General features: G+C 60.3%; 16 protein-coding genes and 4 pseudogenes. 9 read left to right on the top strand and 11 right to left on the bottom strand.

Annotation, left to right across the window (positions count from 1 at the left end; translation table 11 throughout):
• Position 1: 1 nt before the first annotated feature.
• Complete coding sequence (rpoB, locus tag G7066_RS04625; protein WP_166329427.1) at positions 2-3,499, bottom strand: DNA-directed RNA polymerase subunit beta; 3,498 nt, start codon at positions 3,497-3,499, stop codon at positions 2-4.
• 228 nt (positions 3,500-3,727) lie between these two features.
• Between rpoB and G7066_RS04620 the strand changes: the two genes are divergently transcribed.
• From G7066_RS04620 to G7066_RS04605, 4 genes and pseudogenes are all read left to right on the top strand, one after another.
• Positions 3,728-4,399 (top strand): phosphatase PAP2 family protein, encoded by a 672-nt coding sequence (locus G7066_RS04620; RefSeq protein WP_166329425.1) that lies wholly within the window; start codon positions 3,728-3,730, stop codon positions 4,397-4,399.
• Positions 4,400-4,409: 10 nt separating this feature from the next.
• Positions 4,410-4,679 carry a glutaredoxin domain-containing protein gene (locus G7066_RS04615; protein ID WP_166329423.1) on the top strand — a complete coding sequence of 90 codons (270 nt, stop codon included), beginning with the start codon at positions 4,410-4,412 and terminating at the stop codon, positions 4,677-4,679.
• Positions 4,676-5,534: pseudogene (locus G7066_RS04610) on the top strand (spermidine synthase). Before G7066_RS04615 ends, G7066_RS04610 begins: the two are co-directional and overlap by 4 nt.
• Positions 5,527-5,976, top strand: coding sequence for a SprT-like domain-containing protein (locus tag G7066_RS04605; protein ID WP_166329421.1), 450 nt, complete (start codon positions 5,527-5,529; stop codon positions 5,974-5,976). Before G7066_RS04610 ends, G7066_RS04605 begins: the two are co-directional and overlap by 8 nt.
• Before the next feature lie 15 nt (positions 5,977-5,991).
• Here G7066_RS04605 and G7066_RS04600 read toward each other — a convergent pair whose 3' ends face one another.
• The gene (locus G7066_RS04600) at positions 5,992-6,567 is read right to left on the bottom strand and encodes an NUDIX hydrolase family protein (protein ID WP_166329419.1); all 576 of its coding nucleotides are present in this window, start codon (positions 6,565-6,567) and stop codon (positions 5,992-5,994) included.
• Between the two features lie 53 nt (positions 6,568-6,620).
• On the opposite strand from G7066_RS04600, the gene G7066_RS04595 reads away from it, so the two are divergent.
• Positions 6,621-7,463: a carbon-nitrogen family hydrolase gene (locus G7066_RS04595; RefSeq protein ID WP_166329417.1), complete on the top strand. Its 843-nt coding sequence runs from the start codon at positions 6,621-6,623 to the stop codon at positions 7,461-7,463.
• Positions 7,464-7,492: 29 nt separating this feature from the next.
• Positions 7,493-7,735 (top strand): annotated as a pseudogene (locus G7066_RS04590) (NUDIX hydrolase); the annotation flags it as partial.
• A 128-nt stretch (positions 7,736-7,863) separates the two neighbouring features.
• On the opposite strand, the gene G7066_RS04585 reads toward G7066_RS04590, so the two are convergent.
• The 3 genes from G7066_RS04585 to G7066_RS04575 form a co-directional block, all read right to left on the bottom strand.
• On the bottom strand, positions 7,864-8,199 hold the full coding sequence (locus G7066_RS04585) for a TfoX/Sxy family protein (protein ID WP_166329415.1): 336 nt from the start codon (positions 8,197-8,199) through the stop codon (positions 7,864-7,866).
• A gap of 25 nt (positions 8,200-8,224) precedes the next feature.
• Positions 8,225-8,749: an ABC transporter ATP-binding protein gene (locus tag G7066_RS04580; RefSeq protein WP_425280753.1), complete on the bottom strand. Its 525-nt coding sequence runs from the start codon at positions 8,747-8,749 to the stop codon at positions 8,225-8,227.
• A gap of 221 nt (positions 8,750-8,970) precedes the next feature.
• Positions 8,971-10,446, bottom strand: coding sequence for an ABC transporter permease (locus G7066_RS04575; RefSeq protein ID WP_166329413.1), 1,476 nt, complete (start codon positions 10,444-10,446; stop codon positions 8,971-8,973).
• 172 nt (positions 10,447-10,618) lie between these two features.
• Between G7066_RS04575 and G7066_RS04570 the strand changes: the two are divergent.
• A pseudogene (locus G7066_RS04570) lies at positions 10,619-12,293 on the top strand (FAD-binding dehydrogenase).
• Here G7066_RS04570 and G7066_RS17345 read toward each other — a convergent pair.
• On the bottom strand, positions 12,290-12,439 hold the full coding sequence (locus G7066_RS17345; RefSeq protein ID WP_341873858.1) for a dihydrofolate reductase family protein: 150 nt from the start codon (positions 12,437-12,439) through the stop codon (positions 12,290-12,292). The pseudogene G7066_RS04570 and the gene G7066_RS17345 sit on opposite strands and share 4 nt — an antisense overlap.
• 2 nt (positions 12,440-12,441) lie before the next feature.
• On the bottom strand, positions 12,442-12,858 hold the full coding sequence (locus tag G7066_RS04565) for a dihydrofolate reductase family protein (protein ID WP_341873857.1): 417 nt from the start codon (positions 12,856-12,858) through the stop codon (positions 12,442-12,444).
• A 473-nt stretch (positions 12,859-13,331) separates the two neighbouring features.
• Between G7066_RS04565 and G7066_RS04560 the strand changes: the two are divergent.
• Together G7066_RS04560 and G7066_RS17760 are read left to right on the top strand one after the other, a co-directional pair.
• Positions 13,332-14,598: pseudogene (locus tag G7066_RS04560) on the top strand (quaternary amine ABC transporter ATP-binding protein).
• Between the two features lie 2 nt (positions 14,599-14,600).
• Entirely contained in the window at positions 14,601-16,355 is a 1,755-nt protein-coding gene (locus G7066_RS17760) for an ABC transporter permease/substrate binding protein (protein WP_166329411.1), read from the top strand.
• A 37-nt stretch (positions 16,356-16,392) separates the two neighbouring features.
• On the opposite strand, the gene G7066_RS04550 is transcribed toward G7066_RS17760, so the two are convergent.
• The 4 genes from G7066_RS04550 to G7066_RS04535 all read right to left on the bottom strand — a co-directional run bounded on the left by G7066_RS04550 (position 16,393) and on the right by G7066_RS04535 (position 18,331).
• A complete protein-coding gene (locus G7066_RS04550; RefSeq protein ID WP_244303289.1) occupies positions 16,393-16,935 on the bottom strand; it encodes a PACE efflux transporter in 543 nt (180 codons plus the stop codon).
• 194 nt (positions 16,936-17,129) lie between these two features.
• Positions 17,130-17,303 (bottom strand): CsbD family protein, encoded by a 174-nt coding sequence (locus tag G7066_RS04545; RefSeq protein WP_166329409.1) that lies wholly within the window; start codon positions 17,301-17,303, stop codon positions 17,130-17,132.
• 116 nt (positions 17,304-17,419) lie between these two features.
• Positions 17,420-17,899, bottom strand: coding sequence for an NAD(P)H-binding protein (locus tag G7066_RS04540; protein WP_166331909.1), 480 nt, complete (start codon positions 17,897-17,899; stop codon positions 17,420-17,422).
• Positions 17,900-17,926: 27 nt separating this feature from the next.
• Positions 17,927-18,331, bottom strand: coding sequence for a hypothetical protein (locus G7066_RS04535; RefSeq protein ID WP_166329407.1), 405 nt, complete (start codon positions 18,329-18,331; stop codon positions 17,927-17,929).
• Positions 18,332-18,385: the final 54 nt, after the last annotated feature.

Below are 18,385 nucleotides of genomic sequence, written 5' to 3'. Positions count from 1 at the left end.
TTTAGATTTCGTCGATGGACGAAGTCTCGAAGCGGGATGAAAGGTTAATGCCGAGCTCTTCCGCTGTGCGGTGTGCCTCGTCGTCGTTGTCGCGCAGGTTGACGGCATTGCCGTCAGCTCCCAGGACCTCAACGTTCAGGCAGAGCGACTGCATTTCCTTCATGAGCACGCGGAACGACTCGGGCACACCGGGCTCGGGAATGTTCTCCCCGCGCACGATTGCCTCGTAGACCTTCACGCGACCCAGGATGTCATCGGACTTCACCGTGAGCAGCTCCTGCAGTGCGTAAGCTGCACCGTAGGCCTCGAGCGCCCAAACTTCCATCTCACCGAAGCGCTGGCCACCAAACTGGGCCTTACCGCCGAGCGGCTGCTGAGTAATCATGGAGTAAGGGCCTGTTGAACGCGCGTGGATCTTGTCGTCAACCAGGTGGTGCAGCTTCAAGATGTACATGTAGCCGACCGACACCGGGTAGGGGTAAGGCTCGCCAGAACGACCGTCAAACAGACGGGTCTTACCGGAGGATCCGATGAGGCGTTCACCATCACGGGTCTCCAGCGTCGAGTCGAGCAGACCCGCGATTTCGGCCTCTGAAGCGCCGTCGAACACCGGGGTCGCAACCTTGGTGTTCGGAGCAGCGGAGAGCGCCTCTTCCGCTAGCTTTGCGGCCCACTCGGGTGCACCCTCAACGTTCCACCCCTGCTTTGCGATCCAGCCGAGGTGAACCTCGAGCACCTGGCCGAAGTTCATTCGGCCCGGGATACCCAGGGGGTTCAGGATTACGTCAACGGGGGTACCGTCTGCGAGGAACGGCATGTCTTCGACCGGAAGGATCTTCGAGATGACGCCCTTGTTACCGTGACGGCCAGCAAGCTTGTCGCCCTCGGTGATCTTACGCTTCTGCGCAATATAGACAACCACACGCTGGTTGACACCCGAGCCAAGCTCGTCGTCGTTGTCGTTCTCTGCGTCGAATACCTTGACAGAGGTAACCGTACCCGAGACGCCGTGGGGCACCTTGAGTGACGTGTCGCGCACCTCGCGGCTCTTCTCGTTGAAGATCGCGCGGAGCAGGCGCTCCTCGGCCGAGAGCTCGGTCTCGCCCTTCGGGGTGACCTTACCTACGAGGATGTCGCCGGGGGCAACCTCAGCGCCGATGCGGATAATACCGCGCTCGTCGAGGTCTTTCAGCGCCTCCATGCTGGCATTGGGCAGATCACGGGTGATCTCCTCTTTACCGAGCTTGGTGTCGCGAGCGTCGACGTCGTACTCTTCGATGTGGATCGACGAGAGCGTGTCGTCCTTCACCAGGTTCTGGCTCAGGATGATGGCGTCCTCGAAGTTGTGTCCCTCCCACGACATGAATGCGACGAGCAGGTTCTTCCCGAGTGCAAGCTCACCGTTTTCGGTTGCGGGGCCATCAGCGATAACCTCGCCCTCTTCGATGCGCTCGCCAGCCTTCACGATGACGCGGTGGTTGTAGTTCGTGCCCTGGTTCGAGCGGTCGAACTTGCGCATGAAGTAGCTCTTTGTGCCACCCTCATCCTGCTGGATGGTCACAACGTCAGCTGATACATCGGAGATGACGCCGGCCTTCTGAGCGGTGATCACGTCACCAGCGTCAATGGCGGCGTAGCCCTCCATACCGGTGCCAACGAGCGGCGACTCGCTGCGCACAAGCGGAACCGCCTGGCGCTGCATGTTCGCACCCATGAGCGCGCGGTTTGCATCGTCGTGCTCAAGGAACGGAATGAGCGAGGTCGCAACCGACACCATCTGGCGAGGCGAAACGTCCATGTAGTCAACACGATCAGCGTCGACAAGAACAACCTCAGAGCCACGGGGACGAGCAAGGACCTGCTTCTCAGCAAACTTGCCGTTCTTGTCGAGCGGAGCACCAGCCTGTGCGATGAGGTACTCGTCCTCTTCGTGCGCGGTCAGGTAGTCAACCTGCTCGGTTGCCTTGCCGTCGATCACGCGGCGGTACGGCGTCTCAATGAAGCCGAACGCGTTGATGCGCGCGAAGGTCGCGAGGGCGCCGATCAGACCAATGTTCGGGCCTTCCGGAGTCTCGATGGGGCACATGCGACCGTAGTGCGACGGGTGAACGTCTCGAACCTCAACGCCTGCGCGGTCACGGCTCAAGCCACCCGGGCCGAGCGCGGAGAGGCGGCGCTTATTGGTCAGGCCCGCGAGCGGGTTGTTCTGATCCATGAACTGCGACAGCTGCGAGGTGCCGAAGAACTCCTTGATCGCCGCGAGCACGGGGCGCGTGTTGATCAGGGTGTTCGGCGTAATCGCCTCAATATCCTGCGTCGTCATACGCTCGCGCACAACGCGCTCCATGCGGCTGAGGCCGGTGCGCACCTGGTTCTGGATGAGCTCACCCACGGCGCGGATACGACGGTTGCCGAAGTGGTCGATATCGTCAGTGTCGAGGCGAATCTCAACGGCTTTGCCGTCGCGAATACCGGGGAGCTTTTCGGTGCCAGCGTGCAGACCAACAAGGTACTTGATGGTCGCAACGATGTCTTCGAGCGACAGCACCGAGTCGGTGATGGGAGCGTCAAGACCAAGCTTGCGATTGATTTTGTAACGACCGACCTTTGCAAGATCGTAGCGCTTGTCGTTGAAGTAGCTGTTGTCGAGAAGCGCACGTGCGGCCTCAATAGCAACCTGCTCACCCGGACGCTGCTTGCGGTAGATGTCTTTCAGCGCCTCTTCTTGAGTGACGATTGCGTCCTTCTCAAGAGTCAGCGCGATGGACTCGTACCCGGCGAACTCTTCGAGGATCTCCTCGCTCGTCATGCCGAGGGCCTTCAGGAAGACGGTCACCGACTGCTTACGCTTACGGTCGATACGGACACCGACCTGGTCGCGCTTGTCGACCTCAAACTCAAGCCACGCGCCGCGGCTCGGAATGACGCGAGCGGTGAAGACGTCCTTATCGCTCGTCTTCTCTTGCTGGCGCTCGAAGTAAACACCGGGGCTACGAACGAGCTGCGACACGATGACACGCTCGGTGCCGTTGATAATGAAGGTGCCCTTGTCGGTCATGATGGGGAAATCGCCCATGTAGACCGTCTGGCTCTTCAGAACCTGTGTCTCAGTGTTGTAGAACGCTGCCTCGACGTAGAGCGGCGCGGAGTAGGTTTTACCCCGCTCCTTGCACTCTTCAATCGTGAACTTTTGTTCGTCGAGGATCGGGTTCTCGAACGACAGCTGCATGGTGCCAGCATTGTCTTCGATCGGCGAGATCTCGTCGAAAATCTCCTCAAGGCCGCTCTTCAGCGCGATGTCATCGCGCCCTTCGGCCTCGGCCTGTGCGACGCGTGCTTTCCACGCATCGCTTCCGACGAGCCAATCAAAGCTCTCAAGCTGCAGCGCCAGAAGATTAGGCACCGACAGCGTGTCGGAAATTTTGGCAAAGGAGAGCCGCTTGTGATTGCGGCCGTTCTTCGTGTGGGTGGTTGACGATGCGTTACGCGCAGCAGCCAAGGAAACTACCTCCGTGGGCCCCGTCGGGCCGGTTGACCTGGTTTTGCGGGAATTGCATCGGATCAGGCGGGTGAGGCTTATCTGCGCGTAAGCGCCAGCTCCCGGAACCTTCCGCTATATGAAGGCATACCGACGTCCGAAGTGCAACTATCCACTGTAACACGCACCTTCATGACTGTCTACTGATCCGCACCACGTTCCCTCAATTCCGTTGGCTAGGGTGAGGGAATGTCAGCCAAGCTCCCCCGCACCCTCCCTTGGGTCCTTGTCGGCCTATTTCTGTTCACTGCGTTGGCCGTGTACCTACGGTTCATAGACGGTGGACCATTCGGCATCGATTCTTGGTGGTACAACACCGCGGAGGTCAGCCGCGGGTCAGGCGTTTATGCAGTCGCTGTTTTCATGGCACAGATCGGAGGCGGCGTTGGTTCGGTCGCTTGCACCGCAGTTGCTGTCGCCTTGTTGCTTGTCATGCGACGTCCACGAGATGCGGCGGCGCTGGCCACTGCCATGATTTTGGGGATCGCCGGATCAGAACTCACCAAACACCTCGTATTGCGCCCTCGCCCATGGGACCAGCTCTACGACTCGAGTGGCAGCTCCTTTCCCTCAGGACACACCATGGGTGCAGCAGCACTCGCCATTTCGTTGGTGCTGATGGTGGCGGGCTCTGAATCTATGAGCAAATCGCTTAGCCGCGGAGTATGGGTCATCGCCGTTGTGTGGGTCATCACCATGGCCTGGAGCAGAACGGCTCTCCACGTGCACTGGTTGAGCGACACACTCGCGGGTGCTCTTCTCGGCGTCTGCGCAGCGATCATCGCGCGACGAATCTGGTTTCGACAGGAACAACGAGAGAATTCTGCTGCTTCCATCACCAATGTCAGACCTACAGCGTAAAGTTTCTAACATGAGCGTGCAAGAAGAAAAACTATCGGAGACCGTCATCTTCGGTGCCGACTGGTGCGGTGACTGCCGCAGGGCAAAGATGATCTTTGATCGCGCAGGGGCGCTCTATCGTTACGTTGACCTTGTGCAGGATCCCGATGCCGCCGATGTCGCAAAAGATATCAGCGGACGCACCAACATCCCAGTCATCCTGTACCCCGACAGCAGCCACCAGGTTGAGCCTTCAAACGCTGACATGCTGCGAAAGATAGAGGAGTTGGGTCTGGCGTGATCCTGCCCGAACCGATCACCCTCAGTTCAGGGCTGCTCGCAGAACTCGAAGAGGACCGCTGGGTACCGGGCGCGATCCAGCTAGTGGTTGACGGCACCCCGCAATCGCACGTCAACCTGCGAGATCCGAGCGAGCTGTTCTTTGAGTACGTGCGCCGCATTGGTCATGTGATCGACCTGTTCCGCCCCGAACGCAAAGCAATCTCTGCACTGCACCTGGGCGGTGGGGCATTTACACTCCCTCGCTATATCGAGGCGACCCGTCCCGGTAGCCGACAGCAAGTTATCGAGATCGAGGGGCACTCGTCGATATGGTGCGGGAGGCCGCGCCGCTGCCCAAACAGGCGAGCATTCGCGTGCGGAGGGGTGATGCTCGCGAGGTGCTCGCAAAACTCCCCGAGGGCATGCAGAGCGCGATGGATCTGGTGGTCGTCGATATCTTTGCTGGCTCGCAGACGCCCGCGCATGTTTCAAGTGTCGAGTTTTATGAGCTGGTGCGCCCATTGCTCTCACCCGATGGCATGGTGGTCATTAACGCGGCGGACGGCAAGGGGCTGCCGTTTGTGCGCGGCCAAGCAGCAACGCTTGAGAGCCTTTTTACCTCGGTTGTTGCCATCGCCGAACCGCAGGTACTCAAAGGACGACGATTTGGCAATGTCGTTCTGATCGCTTCCAACTCAAGCGAGTCAAACGGTGACCTTGAGTGGCTCCCCCGTCTCCTGGCTGGCGGGCCACACCCGCAAGATTACTCACTGGTCGTGAACTTGAAGAGTTCACACGCGGCACTGTTCCTGTCACTGACGCAACGGCGGTGGATTCCCCGGCACCGGCACGAGAGCTGTTTGGCAATGGCTGATCCGGCAAGAGTTCGAGTGTGGGCCGATGCTCTCATTCGTATGCACCTCGACCCGGAGCAGTGGAGTTTTGGCTTTGACAACGCAAAACGCCGCGCCGGACTGTGCAACTTCACGGATCGCAAGATAACCGTGTCACGCTACCTCAGTGAGAAATTCGAGGACGACGAGATCCACCAAGTTCTCCTGCACGAGGTGGCTCATGCGATTGCGGGTCCCGATGCTGCCCACGGGCCCGTGTGGAAGCACACCGCTGAGCAGCTCGGTTATATTGGTGGGCGTACGCACGATGGAGAAATCGCCCACGAGCGGGCACCCTGGAAGGGCACCTGCCCCTCGGGGCACGAACACTTCAGGTTTCGCAAGCCAACACGCATCACTTCGTGTGCCAAGTGCAGCCGCGGCTTCTCACGAGCGCACCTGATCGTTTGGCACAAGCGCTAGCTGAGGCAGGAAACGCTAACAGCCAACACTCGCGAGCGCCTGGCGCAACAGGGTGCCACGGCCACCCTGCAGTTCCAGAAGGGTCTCCTCTGAAAGCGCCTCTTCGGGAGACATCCAGGTGATCTCAAGCGCGTCCTGCCGCGGGTTGCAAGTCCCCGTAACCGAAACCACATACACAAGCGAGATCGCGTGCTGACGGGCATCGACATACGCTGAAATGCCCGGCATCGGAAAGTACTCCGCCACTTGGGTCGGCACGATCGATGCAGGGATTTGCGGGAACGCCATGGGCCCAAGGTCGTTCTCCAAATGCCGGAAAAGCGCCTCGCGCAGCGTTTCACCGTAACGGACTCGGCCCGCGACAAGAGAACGAGTCATCTCACCCTCGGGTGTACCGCGCAGCAGCAAACCGACCTCGGTCACTCGTCCGGTTCCGTCCAGGCGCACCGGTACAGCCTCGATGTACACGACCGGGATCCGGCCCCGTACGAAGCTCAGCTCATCATCGCTTAGCCAGCCGGGATTTCCGGCGGGTGTTGGGCGATCCTCTGGTCCGTCAGCGTCAGGCAACTCAGCCGTGTCGATGCTCATACTGCCATTCTGCACTACCGCGCTGCGCGCTTGGTGCGGCGTAGGCTGGAGGGATGACACAACCACCGACCGCTGCTCGCCGAGTCGCCCTTCTGCAGATCGCGAGCCCCGACTCAGAGTCACAGGCCGAACGAATCGATCGAGTCGAAGATATGCTCCGCCAGCAGGAGCGCATCGACCTATTTGTGTTGCCCGAACTCTGGAGCGCGGGCTACTTCAACTTCGAGCATTACGCCGAACTGGCAGAGGGCCTCGACGGCCCCACCGTCTCCATGGCGCGGCGAGTCGCCAAAGATTTGGGATCAGCGATCCACCTCGGCAGCGTTATCGAACGAGGGGCCGATGACGCACTGCACAACACCGCGGTTCTCGTTGACGCGAACGGCGAAGTTGCGCAAACGTATCGCAAGATCCACGTGTTTGGGTACCAGTCGCTCGAGTCGCAGCTGCTCACACCGGGAGATCGCCTGAGCGTTGTCGGTACCCCGCTCGGCGAACTCGGCAGCACCACCTGCTACGACCTGCGCTTTCCGGGCCTCTGGCAAGAGCTCAGTGCTCGCGGTGCCGATGCGGTCGTCGTTCCTGCCGCCTGGCCAGCGGCTCGACGAGAGCACTGGACGCTGCTATCGCAGGCGCGAGCCGTGGAGCATCAAATCTGGGTGTTCGCCTGCAATGCCTGCGGCACCCAGGGCGATGTTCAGCTCGGTGGCTTCAGCCGCGTAATCGATCCCAGCGGGCGGATTGTTGGCGAGTGTGGGGACGGCGAAGAAGTGCTGATCGTCGAGGTTGACGCCGCACAGGTCGCTGAGGTGCGCCGCGAGTTTCCCGTTATTGCCGACCGGCTGAGCGCACAAGACTACGCCGAGCTCTCCGCACAGTCGGGCGCTGCGCTGTGAGCCGGATCATTCGCGTCAGCGCGGTTGTGATGCGGAACGAGCGGGGTGAGGTACTCAACGTTCGCAAGCGCGGCACGGGGGCTCTCATGCTGCCCGGAGGCAAACACGAACCAGGGGAACATCCGCGCGACACCGCGGTGCGAGAGTTTTTAGAAGAGCTCGGGATCAACCTCGACGTTTCACACCTCAGCGAGTTGGGTGTGTTCAGAGCATCAGCAGCAAACGAACCCGGACACGTCGTCGAGGCAGCCGTGTTTGAACACCCGTTTCTTGAGGCGGCGGCGAGCGCCAACCCCCGCGCTGAAATCGAGCACCTCGAGTGGGTCGATCCTCGCATTGACCGCCCGACATGGCACCGCTCAACACCGACTTTGTGTTTCCTGCGCTTCTGGGCGAGTGACTACTTCTTCACCTTTGGTTTCTTCGGTTTCGGCAGCGGCAACACGGCCGCGGTTGCATCGATGAGTCCTGTGAGCCATTCGCGGTCTTCCCAGCGGTCCCCGCTCACGCGAAAGTACAGCTTCGACCCGGGGTAGGCGGGAGCCTCCTCCGGGTCTCCGATGTACTCGCGCCCGGCATCCGTGGGCTTAATGAACAGTTCGTCGTCGCACACAAACGCCACGACCTTCTCGTCGCAGTAGAGCGCGTACTCGCCAAACATTCGTTTGCTGCGAATGTTTGGCAAGCCGCTCAACTGATCGACTAAGAAGTCCATGGTTTCAGTCTTGGTGCCCATGCCTCCAGGCTACAGCGCAGACCGACTACAGCTCAGTAATTTTTCCCGCGTCGAGCCGCAGTCTGCGCGACGCCCGCTTCGCCACGGCGGAGTCGTGTGTCACCAGCACCATCGTGAGTCCGTTCTGATTCAGTCCGGTCAGCACATCGAGAATCTCATCGCGCATCCGCTCGTCGAGGTTGCCCGTCGGTTCGTCGGCGAGCAGGATCCGCGGCCCCTTCACAATGGCCCGCGCAATCGCGACACGCTGCTGCTGCCCACCCGAAAGCTCCCCCGGTCGATGGTCGCCGCGATCCCCAAGCCCGACCCTACGCAAAGCCTCTTCGGCACGGCTGCGACGCTCGTCCGCTTGTACCCCAATCGGTACGAGCCCCATCTCGACGTTTTCGAGCGCTGTGAGCGTTGGAATGAGATTGAACGCCTGGAATACAAAGCCGATCTCTTCGGCTCGAATTCTTGTCGCTTCTTTTACGCTCGCCTTCGCAAGATCCGTCTGGCCAACCCAGAGCGAGCCAGAACTTGGCGCGTCTAGTGCTCCCAGCAGTTGCAACAGCGTCGATTTGCCTCCCCTGTGGGGCCCTGGATGGTGATGAAATCTCCGGCCTGAATGTTGAGGTCAACACCCTTGAGCGCTTGAACCTCGCGCCCCTGCCCTGGTAGGTTTTCGTGACGTCTCGCAGTGAGAGCAGCACGGGAATCTCCGTCACCTCCGCTGCTTCTGCCGCGGTGTTCGTCGTTTCAGTCATCATGATCATTCCTTCTCTTTCAGCGTTAGTTGACGGATCGGAGGGCTTCGGCCGGGCTGAGGCGGGAGGCGCGCACGCCGCCGAGAGCCCCGGCGATGAGTCCGCCTGCAATGGCCAGGCCGAGCGCGGCCAACAGAATCCACGGTGTCAGCGGAGCGTTCAACACGATGTCGGCTGCCTGCGCTGCGCCGCCGGAGCCACCCGATCCTGGCCCCATGCCGCCACCCGGGCCACCGCCCGAGCCAGCACCAGCACTCGCGCTGCTTGCCGCGGAGGAGATCGTGGGTGAAACAACGTTCAGGATCCACACCGCAAGACCACCAATGGCGATCCCAAATACACCGCCAAGTGCGGCCTGCACCATCGATTCACCGGCGACCTGCCCCACAATGCGTCGGTTCGACCAGCCAATCGCCTTCAGCGTGCCGAACTCCCGTGTGCGCCGTGAGACACCGGAGAGGGTGAACAGCGCAGCCAACAGCACAGCGACGGCAAGCGCGATCACCGACAGCCAAGTGCCCAGGCTGGTAATGAGGCCGACCGTGCTGTTCACGGAGCCCGATACCTGAGCCGCGAGTTCTTCCTGCGAGCTCACCGTTGCGTCGGGCAGCGCAGTTTCAATCTTGGACTGAACGGCCGAGATGTCGTCGGCAGATGCTGCCTGCACGTAGACGGTGGAGACGACGTCGCCGGCTCCCGAGAGATCTTGCGCCACATCGAGCGGAATGTAGGTGTCGGAGGCGGTGTCGGCCGAACTGGTGCTGCTCGACACGAGTCCCACGACCTCGAACGATTCGCCACCGATCTCAACAGAACCACCAACCGCAATGTCTTCGTTCTTCGCGTAGGTGCTGTCGAGCAACGCGACCTTTGTTCCGGCGTCGCTCGCTTTGAGGGCACGGCCGTCGTCAACGGTCACCGCTGAGAGCGGGCCGACCTCGGAATTGTCGAGCCCAACACCCATCACCGTCATGGAATCGATGCCAAACTCACCGCCCCCGGGACCCCCCTGGGGCGGTGCACCTCTCTGTCCGTCGCCGCCCTGGATAGTGCCGCCGCCCTGGTCAGTTGTGGCGGACTGATCCGGGATCTGGCCCGAGAACGTCGAGTTCGTGAGGCTCAGAGCGCCCGCCGCGTCGGCAACACCGTCGAGGCTCTTCACCGTTTTCAGGGAGGAGCTTTCAAGAGTGCCGCGCCGAGGATCCGCCATGAGGCGCGACTGACTCAGTGTGGTTGTGCCGTCGCTCGTTTGGCCGTCACCACTACCGAACTGGAAGCGAGGACCGCCTCCCTGCCCCGGCTCGGCCGCCGCCCCGGTGACGGTGAGGTCAGTGCCGACCCCGTACACCGACTGCAACGATTCCTCTTGGGCTGCCCTCACACCTGCCGAGAGCGCATTGACAACGATCACCAGTGCCACAGCAATAGCGAGCCCAATCGCAACGATAATTGTTTGCTTCCTGCGGCCGATAAGCTCGCGCCGCAAATATGTTCCATACATGTGCATCCTCAGTTTCACGGGCGCCCGCTGCGCCTCCACTTGAAAGGTAAAGTTGCGGGCTATGGGACCCTGATCGGAAAGCTGAGTATCACCTGATAGCAGTTTTCTGCCGGCTTCAAGGGGCAAAGGCGAGAGAGTACCGCGATCGGCCTGTACCGGGCACAATGGGGACATGGACGCTGATGTCATTATTGTTGGGGCCGGGCTCGCCGGACTTGTTGCCGCACGCGAGACGCATCGTGCAGGGCTTCGCACGATCATCATTGATCAGGAGGGACCACAGAATCTCGGTGGTCAAGCCTGGTGGTCGTTCGGCGGGCTCTTTCTCGTCGATTCACCCGAGCAAAAACGATTCGGAGTGCGCGACAGCTTTGAACTCGCTTGGCAAGACTGGCAGGGAAGCGCACAGTGGGATCGCTTCTCAGGCGAACACCCTGAAGACGAGTGGGCTGCCCGCTGGGGCCGCGCCTACGTTGAGTTTGCGGCCAGTGAAAAACGATCGTGGATACGCGAGGCGGGCATCGAACTTACCCCCGTTGTCGGTTGGGCGGAGCGCGGCGATCTGAGGGCAAGTGGCCACGGCAACTCGGTGCCGCGATTCCACGTGCCGTGGGGAACCGGAACCGGAGTTGTTACCCCCTTCGTTGATGCGGCATTGGAAGCCACCGCGTCAGGGCGGCTGAGTCTCTTGCACCGGCACCGCTGCGACGAGTTAGTCGTCGAGAACGGTGCCGTTGTCGGGGTGCGAGGCTCACTGCTCGAATCAGACAATTCTGTTCGCGGGGCCGCTTCCTCTCGCACGATCATCGGAGACTTCGAACTACGCGCACCCGCGGTTATCGTCGCCAGCGGTGGTATTGGCGGCAACCACGATCTTGTGCGTCGCTACTGGCCGGAGCGACTGGGCACTCCCCCTCAGCAGATGGTGACGGGCGTTCCAGCGTACGTCGACGGTCGAATGATCGGAATCGCTGGCGAAGCGGGCGCTCGTCTCGTGAATCAGGACCGCATGTGGCACTACACCGAGGGTATCCGCAACTGGGATCCGGTGTGGCCAGGGCACGCAATCCGTATTTTGCCTGGCCCCTCGCCGCTTTGGCTCGACGCACTGGGGCGACGCCTGTCACCCCCGGGTTACCCGGGCACGACACCCTCGCGACGCTGCGAATGCTTCGCACGGATCCCGAAATCGCACGTCACGACCGCTCCTGGTTCGTCGTAACGAGCCGCATGGCGGCCAAGGAATTCGCGCTCTCAGGGTCGGAACAAAACCCCGACATCACAAATCGAGACCGAAAACTACTACTCAAGACAAGGCTCGGCAAAGGTGCACCCGGGCCGGTGCAGGCATTTGTGGATCGCGGAGCCGATTTTGTGGTGGCCAATTCGGTGCCCGAACTCGTCTCCAAGATGAATGCGCTGACCTCCGAACCTCTGCTAGATACATCAGCGGTTGCGCGGGTTATTGCCGAACGTGACGCCGAGGTGGGCAACCGCTTTTCGAAGGACGCTCAAATGATGAGCATTCGCAATTCCCGCAGTTATCTCGGAGATCGACTCACACGCACAACCGCACCGCACCGCCTACTCGACCCTCGGCTGGCCCACTCATCGGGGTTCAGCTGCACACACTCACCCGCAAGTCTCTTGGCGGGATCCAGACAGATCTCTCATCACGAGCTCTCGGAGCTGACGGTTCACCTGTGACCGGCTTGTATGCGGCGGGCGAGGCGGCAGGGTTCGGTGGAGGCGGCGTTCACGGCTACAACGCGCTCGAGGGCACATTCCTCGGCGGATGCCTGTTCTCAGGGAGGGCCGCTGGTCGCACGGTCGCGGCGGCCCGCTAGCTTCCCGATGACTGAGGCACCACGTCGTAGACAAGCCTCGCGAACTGCCCCACGGCACCAGCGGAGACAAGACGCAGCCGATCTGGACCGACACGACGGGGCAGCAACGGCGCGCCTCCGGTGAGGGCCGCCGGGGCGATCGACACGGCTATGCGATCAAGCGCGCCCGCATCAAAGAACTTCGCAGCCAGCTCACCACCCCGACTACCCAAATATCGCCGCCATGGGCTGCCGCACGAATCTCGGGCAGCACAGCAGCGACGTCGCCCGACACGAATCGCACGTCTGCGCTCTCGGGAACAGGCAACTCTCGTGTGGTGAAGACGTAGGTCGGCTTGCTGCCGTAAAACTGCTGCCACTTTTCTGGATGCGCGAGCAGGTCCTCGTGCTGAAGCACCCACTCATAGGTGGTGGATCCCTCCACAAGCACGCGAGCGTCGGCGGGGTAAAGCCCCTCTTCAGGAGCATCTCCTCCATCGACCGCAAACAGCCAGTCAAGCGAGTTGTGTTCGTCGGCGATCCAGCCGTTGAGAGTGGCGGCGCTGTCAAAGATCATTTTTCCCATGTATCGACTGTAACGACCACCTCTGACAGTTCCACCGAGCGGAAATCCCTCAGAAGCAACACCTGTCAGCCACACCACATAACGATGAGGTCACATTCAGAATCGCAGATCAGAAGGAATATTTTCAAGTTAATTTACCAGATTTGCCCACTCTCACCTTGCAGGCCACCACAGACCTTGTTAGCGTCATTGCTGTTGTTCAACATTTGAACACGAGTTCGCTACCGCTGCCAAAAACCTCGTTTTCGGAAGCGGTGGTTTGGTTCGACGTGGTAACGGGTGTTCCCGATGATCACCCCTAAGTATTGATAGCCCGCCCGGCATGAGGAGATTCTCCGGGTGTGTGGCAATCCCACACGTGGAAACCAGAACTGCACAACACGTGTACCTGGCGCACCCCTGAGGAGGCCTAAGTGACCCGTACCATCGAGACAACTAGTTCAGTTCCCAAAGACACAGCCACCAAGACCGCAATATCGGTCTCGAACGTATTCAAGATTTTTGGACGCCGCCAAAAAGAAGCGGTCAAACGCCTCCGCAACGGCGCCAAACGAGAGGACCTCACCGCCACCTTTGGCACCGCCGCGGTGATTGACGCAAGCTTCGAGGTTCAAAGAGGTGAGATTTTTGTTGTGATGGGCCTGAGCGGCTCCGGCAAATCAACGCTCATCCGAATGCTCAACGGACTCAACCCCACCACCGAGGGATCTGTGAAGGTGTTCGGCACCGAGGTCGTGGGCCTGCCCCTCCCGAGCTACGCGAGTTGCGCCGCGACCGCATGTCGATGGTGTTCCAGCACTTTGCGCTGCTCCCCACCGGACTGTCGTCGACAACGTCGCCTACGGGCTCGAAATTCAGGGAGTCGGGCTGAGCGAACGCCAAGCAACGGCTCGTAACTGGATCGAGCGAGTTGGCCTCGCAGGCTGGGAAGAAAGCCTGCCCGGTGAACTTTCTGGCGGCATGCAGCAGCGCGTTGGCCTTGCCCGCGCATTCGCGGCGGGAACCGATATTTTGCTCATGGACGAGGCGTTCTCGGCACTCGATCCCCTCATTCGCCGCGAAATGCAAGAGCAGCTCGTTGAGTTACAGCGTGAGCTTGGCAAGACCATCGTCTTCATTACGCATGACCTCAACGAGGCCATGTTTCTCGGCGATCGGATCGCTGTGATGCGCGACGGCCGCATTGTGCAGCAGGGCACCCCCAACGACATCTTGACCGACCCCGCCAACGACTATGTTGCGCAGTTTGTACAAGACGTGGATCGCGCCCGTGTGCTCACCGCGGGTGACGTTATGGAGCCGCCGCGCGCCGTGATTCCCGCCTCAGCGGGGCCGCGCGCAGCACTGCGCACCATGCGTGATTTGCAAACCTCCGCGTGCTTCGTCACGACGAACGGGCGCAAGTTGCTCGGTGTTGTACGCGACAAAGACATGCTGCGCCAGGTGCGCGAGGGTGGCACTGAAATCAAGGACCGCCTGCGCCCAACGCCCTCTGTTGTGACGCCCGATCAACTCATTGCTGACCTCTTTGAGCTCTCCGCTGAGAGTTCTTTGCCGGTCGCCGTCATTGACGAAAAGGACCGCCTAATCGGCGTAGTGCCGCGCGTTACGCTGCTCGCATCGCTCGCCAACGTTCCAACCATGACAACTGAGATTCCGATTATCGAGCCCACCCCGACCGTCTCCGGCGAATCCATCACGGCTGCACTCGCTGAGTCCACCACAGGTCAGGAGGCATAACCATGAACGATTTCCGCATTCCGCTTGGGCAGTGGGTCGACGTGTTTGTCGATTGGCTCACCTCAAGTTTCAAGGGTTTCTTCGACGTTCTGCGAGCGATCATTCGCACAATGTATGACACGCTCGATGTTGCTCTCAGTTCGCCACCGTTCTGGATCATCATTATTTTGATCGCTGCCATCGCCTGGTACGCAAAGGGATGGAAGCTCGCGCTCGGATCCGCGATCGGACTGCTCGTGATTGTGGGCGTCAATCAGTGGGACAACGCTATGGACAGCCTGGCGCTTGTGCTGCTCGCAGCCATCTTCGCGCTGCTGCTTGCGATTCCGATTGGAATCCTTGCGGCCCGCAGCGATACGGCCTCAAAGATCATCAGGCCGATCCTCGATTTCCTGCAGACCATGCCCGCGTTTGTGTATCTAATTCCCGCGCTGATGCTTTTCCGCCTCGGCGTGGTTCCAGGCATCGTCGCGACCGTGGTGTTTGCGCTTGCGCCGGGTGTGCGCCTCACTGAGCTCGGGATCCGCGGCGTCGACCGCGAGGTCGTTGAGGCGGGCTACGCGTTCGGGGCGACCCCGCGCCGCATCCTGCGCCAGATCCAGTTGCCTCTTGCGATGCCCTCAATTATGGCCGGTATCAACCAGGTCATCATGCTCTCGCTGTCGATGGTTGTCATCGCCGGCATGGTCGGTGCAGGTGGGCTTGGCGGCGACGTCGTGAAGAGCTTGAACAGCATCGACGTTGGGCTCGGCGTCGAGGCGGGACTCTCCGTTGTCATTCTTGCCATGATTCTCGACAGGGTCACGGGTGCGTTCGGGTCTCAAAAGACTCGCGGATCGCGCGGCGCGAAATCGCCAGCCACCCCAGCCAGCAACAAACGCAGAGAGATCGTCGTGACAACGGCCGCCGTCGTTGCAGTGGCGCTGCTCGCCTTCTCTGGCTTCGCAACCAACAACAGCCAGGCTGAAGCAAAAGGAACGATCAAGATCGGCCTCTTTAACTGGGACGAAGCCATTGCTGTGAGTCACCTCTGGAAGCACACGCTCGAAGAGGAGGGCTACAGCGTGGAACTCACCGAGGCTGATCCTGGTGCGGTATTCCTCGGGTTGGCCGACGGCGATTTCGATCTCGTGCTCGACGTTTGGCTTCCGAATACCCACACGGAATACCTCAAGAAGTACGGTGACGACATCGTGAAGTTGAGCGAGTGGAATGACGAGGCAAAACTCACCATCGCGGTGAACGAGGATGCCCCGATCGATTCGCTCGAGGACCTCGCGAAACACGCGGGCAAGTTCAACAATCAGCTTGTTGGCATTGAGCCCGGAGCGGGGCTCACAAAGGTCACCACAGAAGAGGTCATTCCGAGCTATGGGCTGGAGAAGATGGATTACACGACTTCCTCCACCCCGGCGATGCTGGCAGAGCTCAAAGCAGCGACCAACGCGGACGAGAACATCGCTGTCACGCTGTGGCAGCCGCACTGGGCCTACGATGCATTCCCGTTGAAGGATCTCAAAGACCCCAAGGGCACTCTCGGCGAGGCGGAAACGTTGAACGCCTACGGCAGCAGCACCTTCGAGAAGGATTTCCCGGAGGTTGCCGGCTGGATAAAGAACTTCAAGATGGATTCCGAGAAATTGAACTCGCTTGAGAACGTCATGTTTAATGAGAACGACGATCCTGCTAAGTACAACGCGATCATCACGAAGTGGCTTGCAGAGAACAAGGAGTACGCGAATTCGTTAACCGCGTAAGGCCATTCCGCTTCGGCGGCCTGATCGGCTCCTGCGATCAGGCCGCCGAAACCGGGAGGCCAAAGACTCGGTCGAAGACCCAGGTGTAAACCACGGTAAAGATGAGGAAGAACACCAGCAGGCCACCTTCAATGGCAAATGCCTCAAGCAGGTTGACGCCGAGCATGATTGCAACGAGCGGGATCGTAAAGAACAGCACCCCACCCTCATAACCAATGGCGTGCAGCGCACGGGATCCCGCGCCCCGCCCGCTGACACCGCGACGCTTTTCTATCGCCTCGAATGTGGTGTTCCAGAGGTAGTTCCAACCGGTTGCGACGGTTGACAGCACTACTGCGGTGAGCGTTGATGAGCCACCGCCGTGTCCGAGCAGTGTGCTCAGCACAAGAACGGTGAACAACACGCTCAGCGTTTCGTAGCCTGCAACAAACACCACGCGGCGCAGCACAGGTCTCGCTTGGAAGAAGCGCTGTTTCTGCGCTCGCGGCAACGCTGTCGGTATTGGCACGGATCCGGTGAGAGTGAGCACTCCGTTCAGAGTGGCTGCGGGTTCGCCGAGGTTGTGGCCTTGATAGGTCACGGGTATCTCTCCAGTTGCGTCAGCCTCGCGGAGGGCCCGTTGGCCATGCTCCAGAAACACGAGAACGCTTGCATAAGCAGCATACAACAACTAATTTCGTTGCGAAACCCAAATCCTTCTTCGCTTTTCGCCATTTTTACAAAAGGCGATACAAAAACTCCCCGGACCAACATAGGCCCGGGGAGCAATGATCCTTACTTCTTGAAGGCGTCTTTTACCTTCTCGCCGGCCTGCTTGAGGTCTGCACCAGCCTGGTCAGCACGACCCTCAGCCTCTTGCCGCTCGTCATCGGTCAGCTTGCCCGCAGCTTCTTTCGCTTTGCCAACAAGGCCCTGCGCGGCATTCTTGATCTTGTCTTCAACACTCACTGTGTGATCCCTCCAATGTGGTGGTTTCTTTCGGGGCATAGGCCACGTTAGGCGATTCCGACTCACAGCGTGACGGCCTTGTGATCACAAGGTCCACTTGATATGACAACACCCTCTTAGCGTGCCGGGTGCAGCGCCTCGGCGATCTCAGTTTCGCCGTCATTGAAGCGAATGGTGCGATGAATTGTGCCCGAATCAGCGAGCGTCTCGGCAATAACGGCTGCGACATTTGCGCGCGAGGTCTGCGCAGAAGTTTCAGCTGTGGTGTCAATGCAGCCAGATCCAGACTCCAACGCGAGAGTTCTCGGCCCCAGCACTGTCCAATCGAGCTTCGAGGCCCGCAAATGCTCGCCCGCCCCTGCCATCGAGCGGATCGCTGCGTCACGATCAATCCTCACCGTGCGAGCAGGGTTGCCACCTCCTGCCCCAGCCAACCAGACAACGACATCATGACCGGCAATGAGACGCGCAAGACCGTCAACGTCAAACTGCTCGATGTCTGCAACAAGCGGTTCAGCCCCAGCGGGGCTCACTTCAGCAGCGTGATCGAGGCCTCGAATCACCGCCGTGACCTCGTCTCCGCGATCCGCAAGGATCCGCTCAGGCCGAGGTGCGCAGTCGGGTTATCCGAACTGGTTGCGCACCTGACCTGGGGCATCTTGAATCAGGCGAAGGTCATCGCTTGCTGGGAACGGAAGGCGATACTGAGGCAGATCGGCCGCCACATCCCCAAAATCATCTTCCTTTACAGTAATGCCGTCGGTCGACACCTCAACGATGCGCACACGCACCCAATCATCGGGAGCTGCCCGGAAGGCATAGATGTCGGCGAGGTAGCCGATCCCAAGCCCGTCCATCGCTTCCTCTGCGACCATCCAGTCGACAGGCTCAGCAATGCGTTGCCTCCCCAATAGGTCGACCGTCACGAACCCCTCTCCGTCGGGCACAATCCAACCGACATGTTCACCGTCTTCGCGGTTGTGCGGGATCCAAGCATCTGGCACGTTTGAAACAGGGGGATTTGACATACCTTCGAGCCTAGCGATGAGACCGCGAAGTTCCGCAGTAGGTGCGGTGCCGGT

Source organism: Leucobacter coleopterorum, from assembly GCF_011382985.1.
Lineage (GTDB): Bacteria > Actinomycetota > Actinomycetes > Actinomycetales > Microbacteriaceae > Leucobacter > Leucobacter coleopterorum.
The sequence above is the reverse complement of the archived record's forward strand: the minus strand, read 5'-3'. Positions and strand labels throughout refer to the sequence as shown.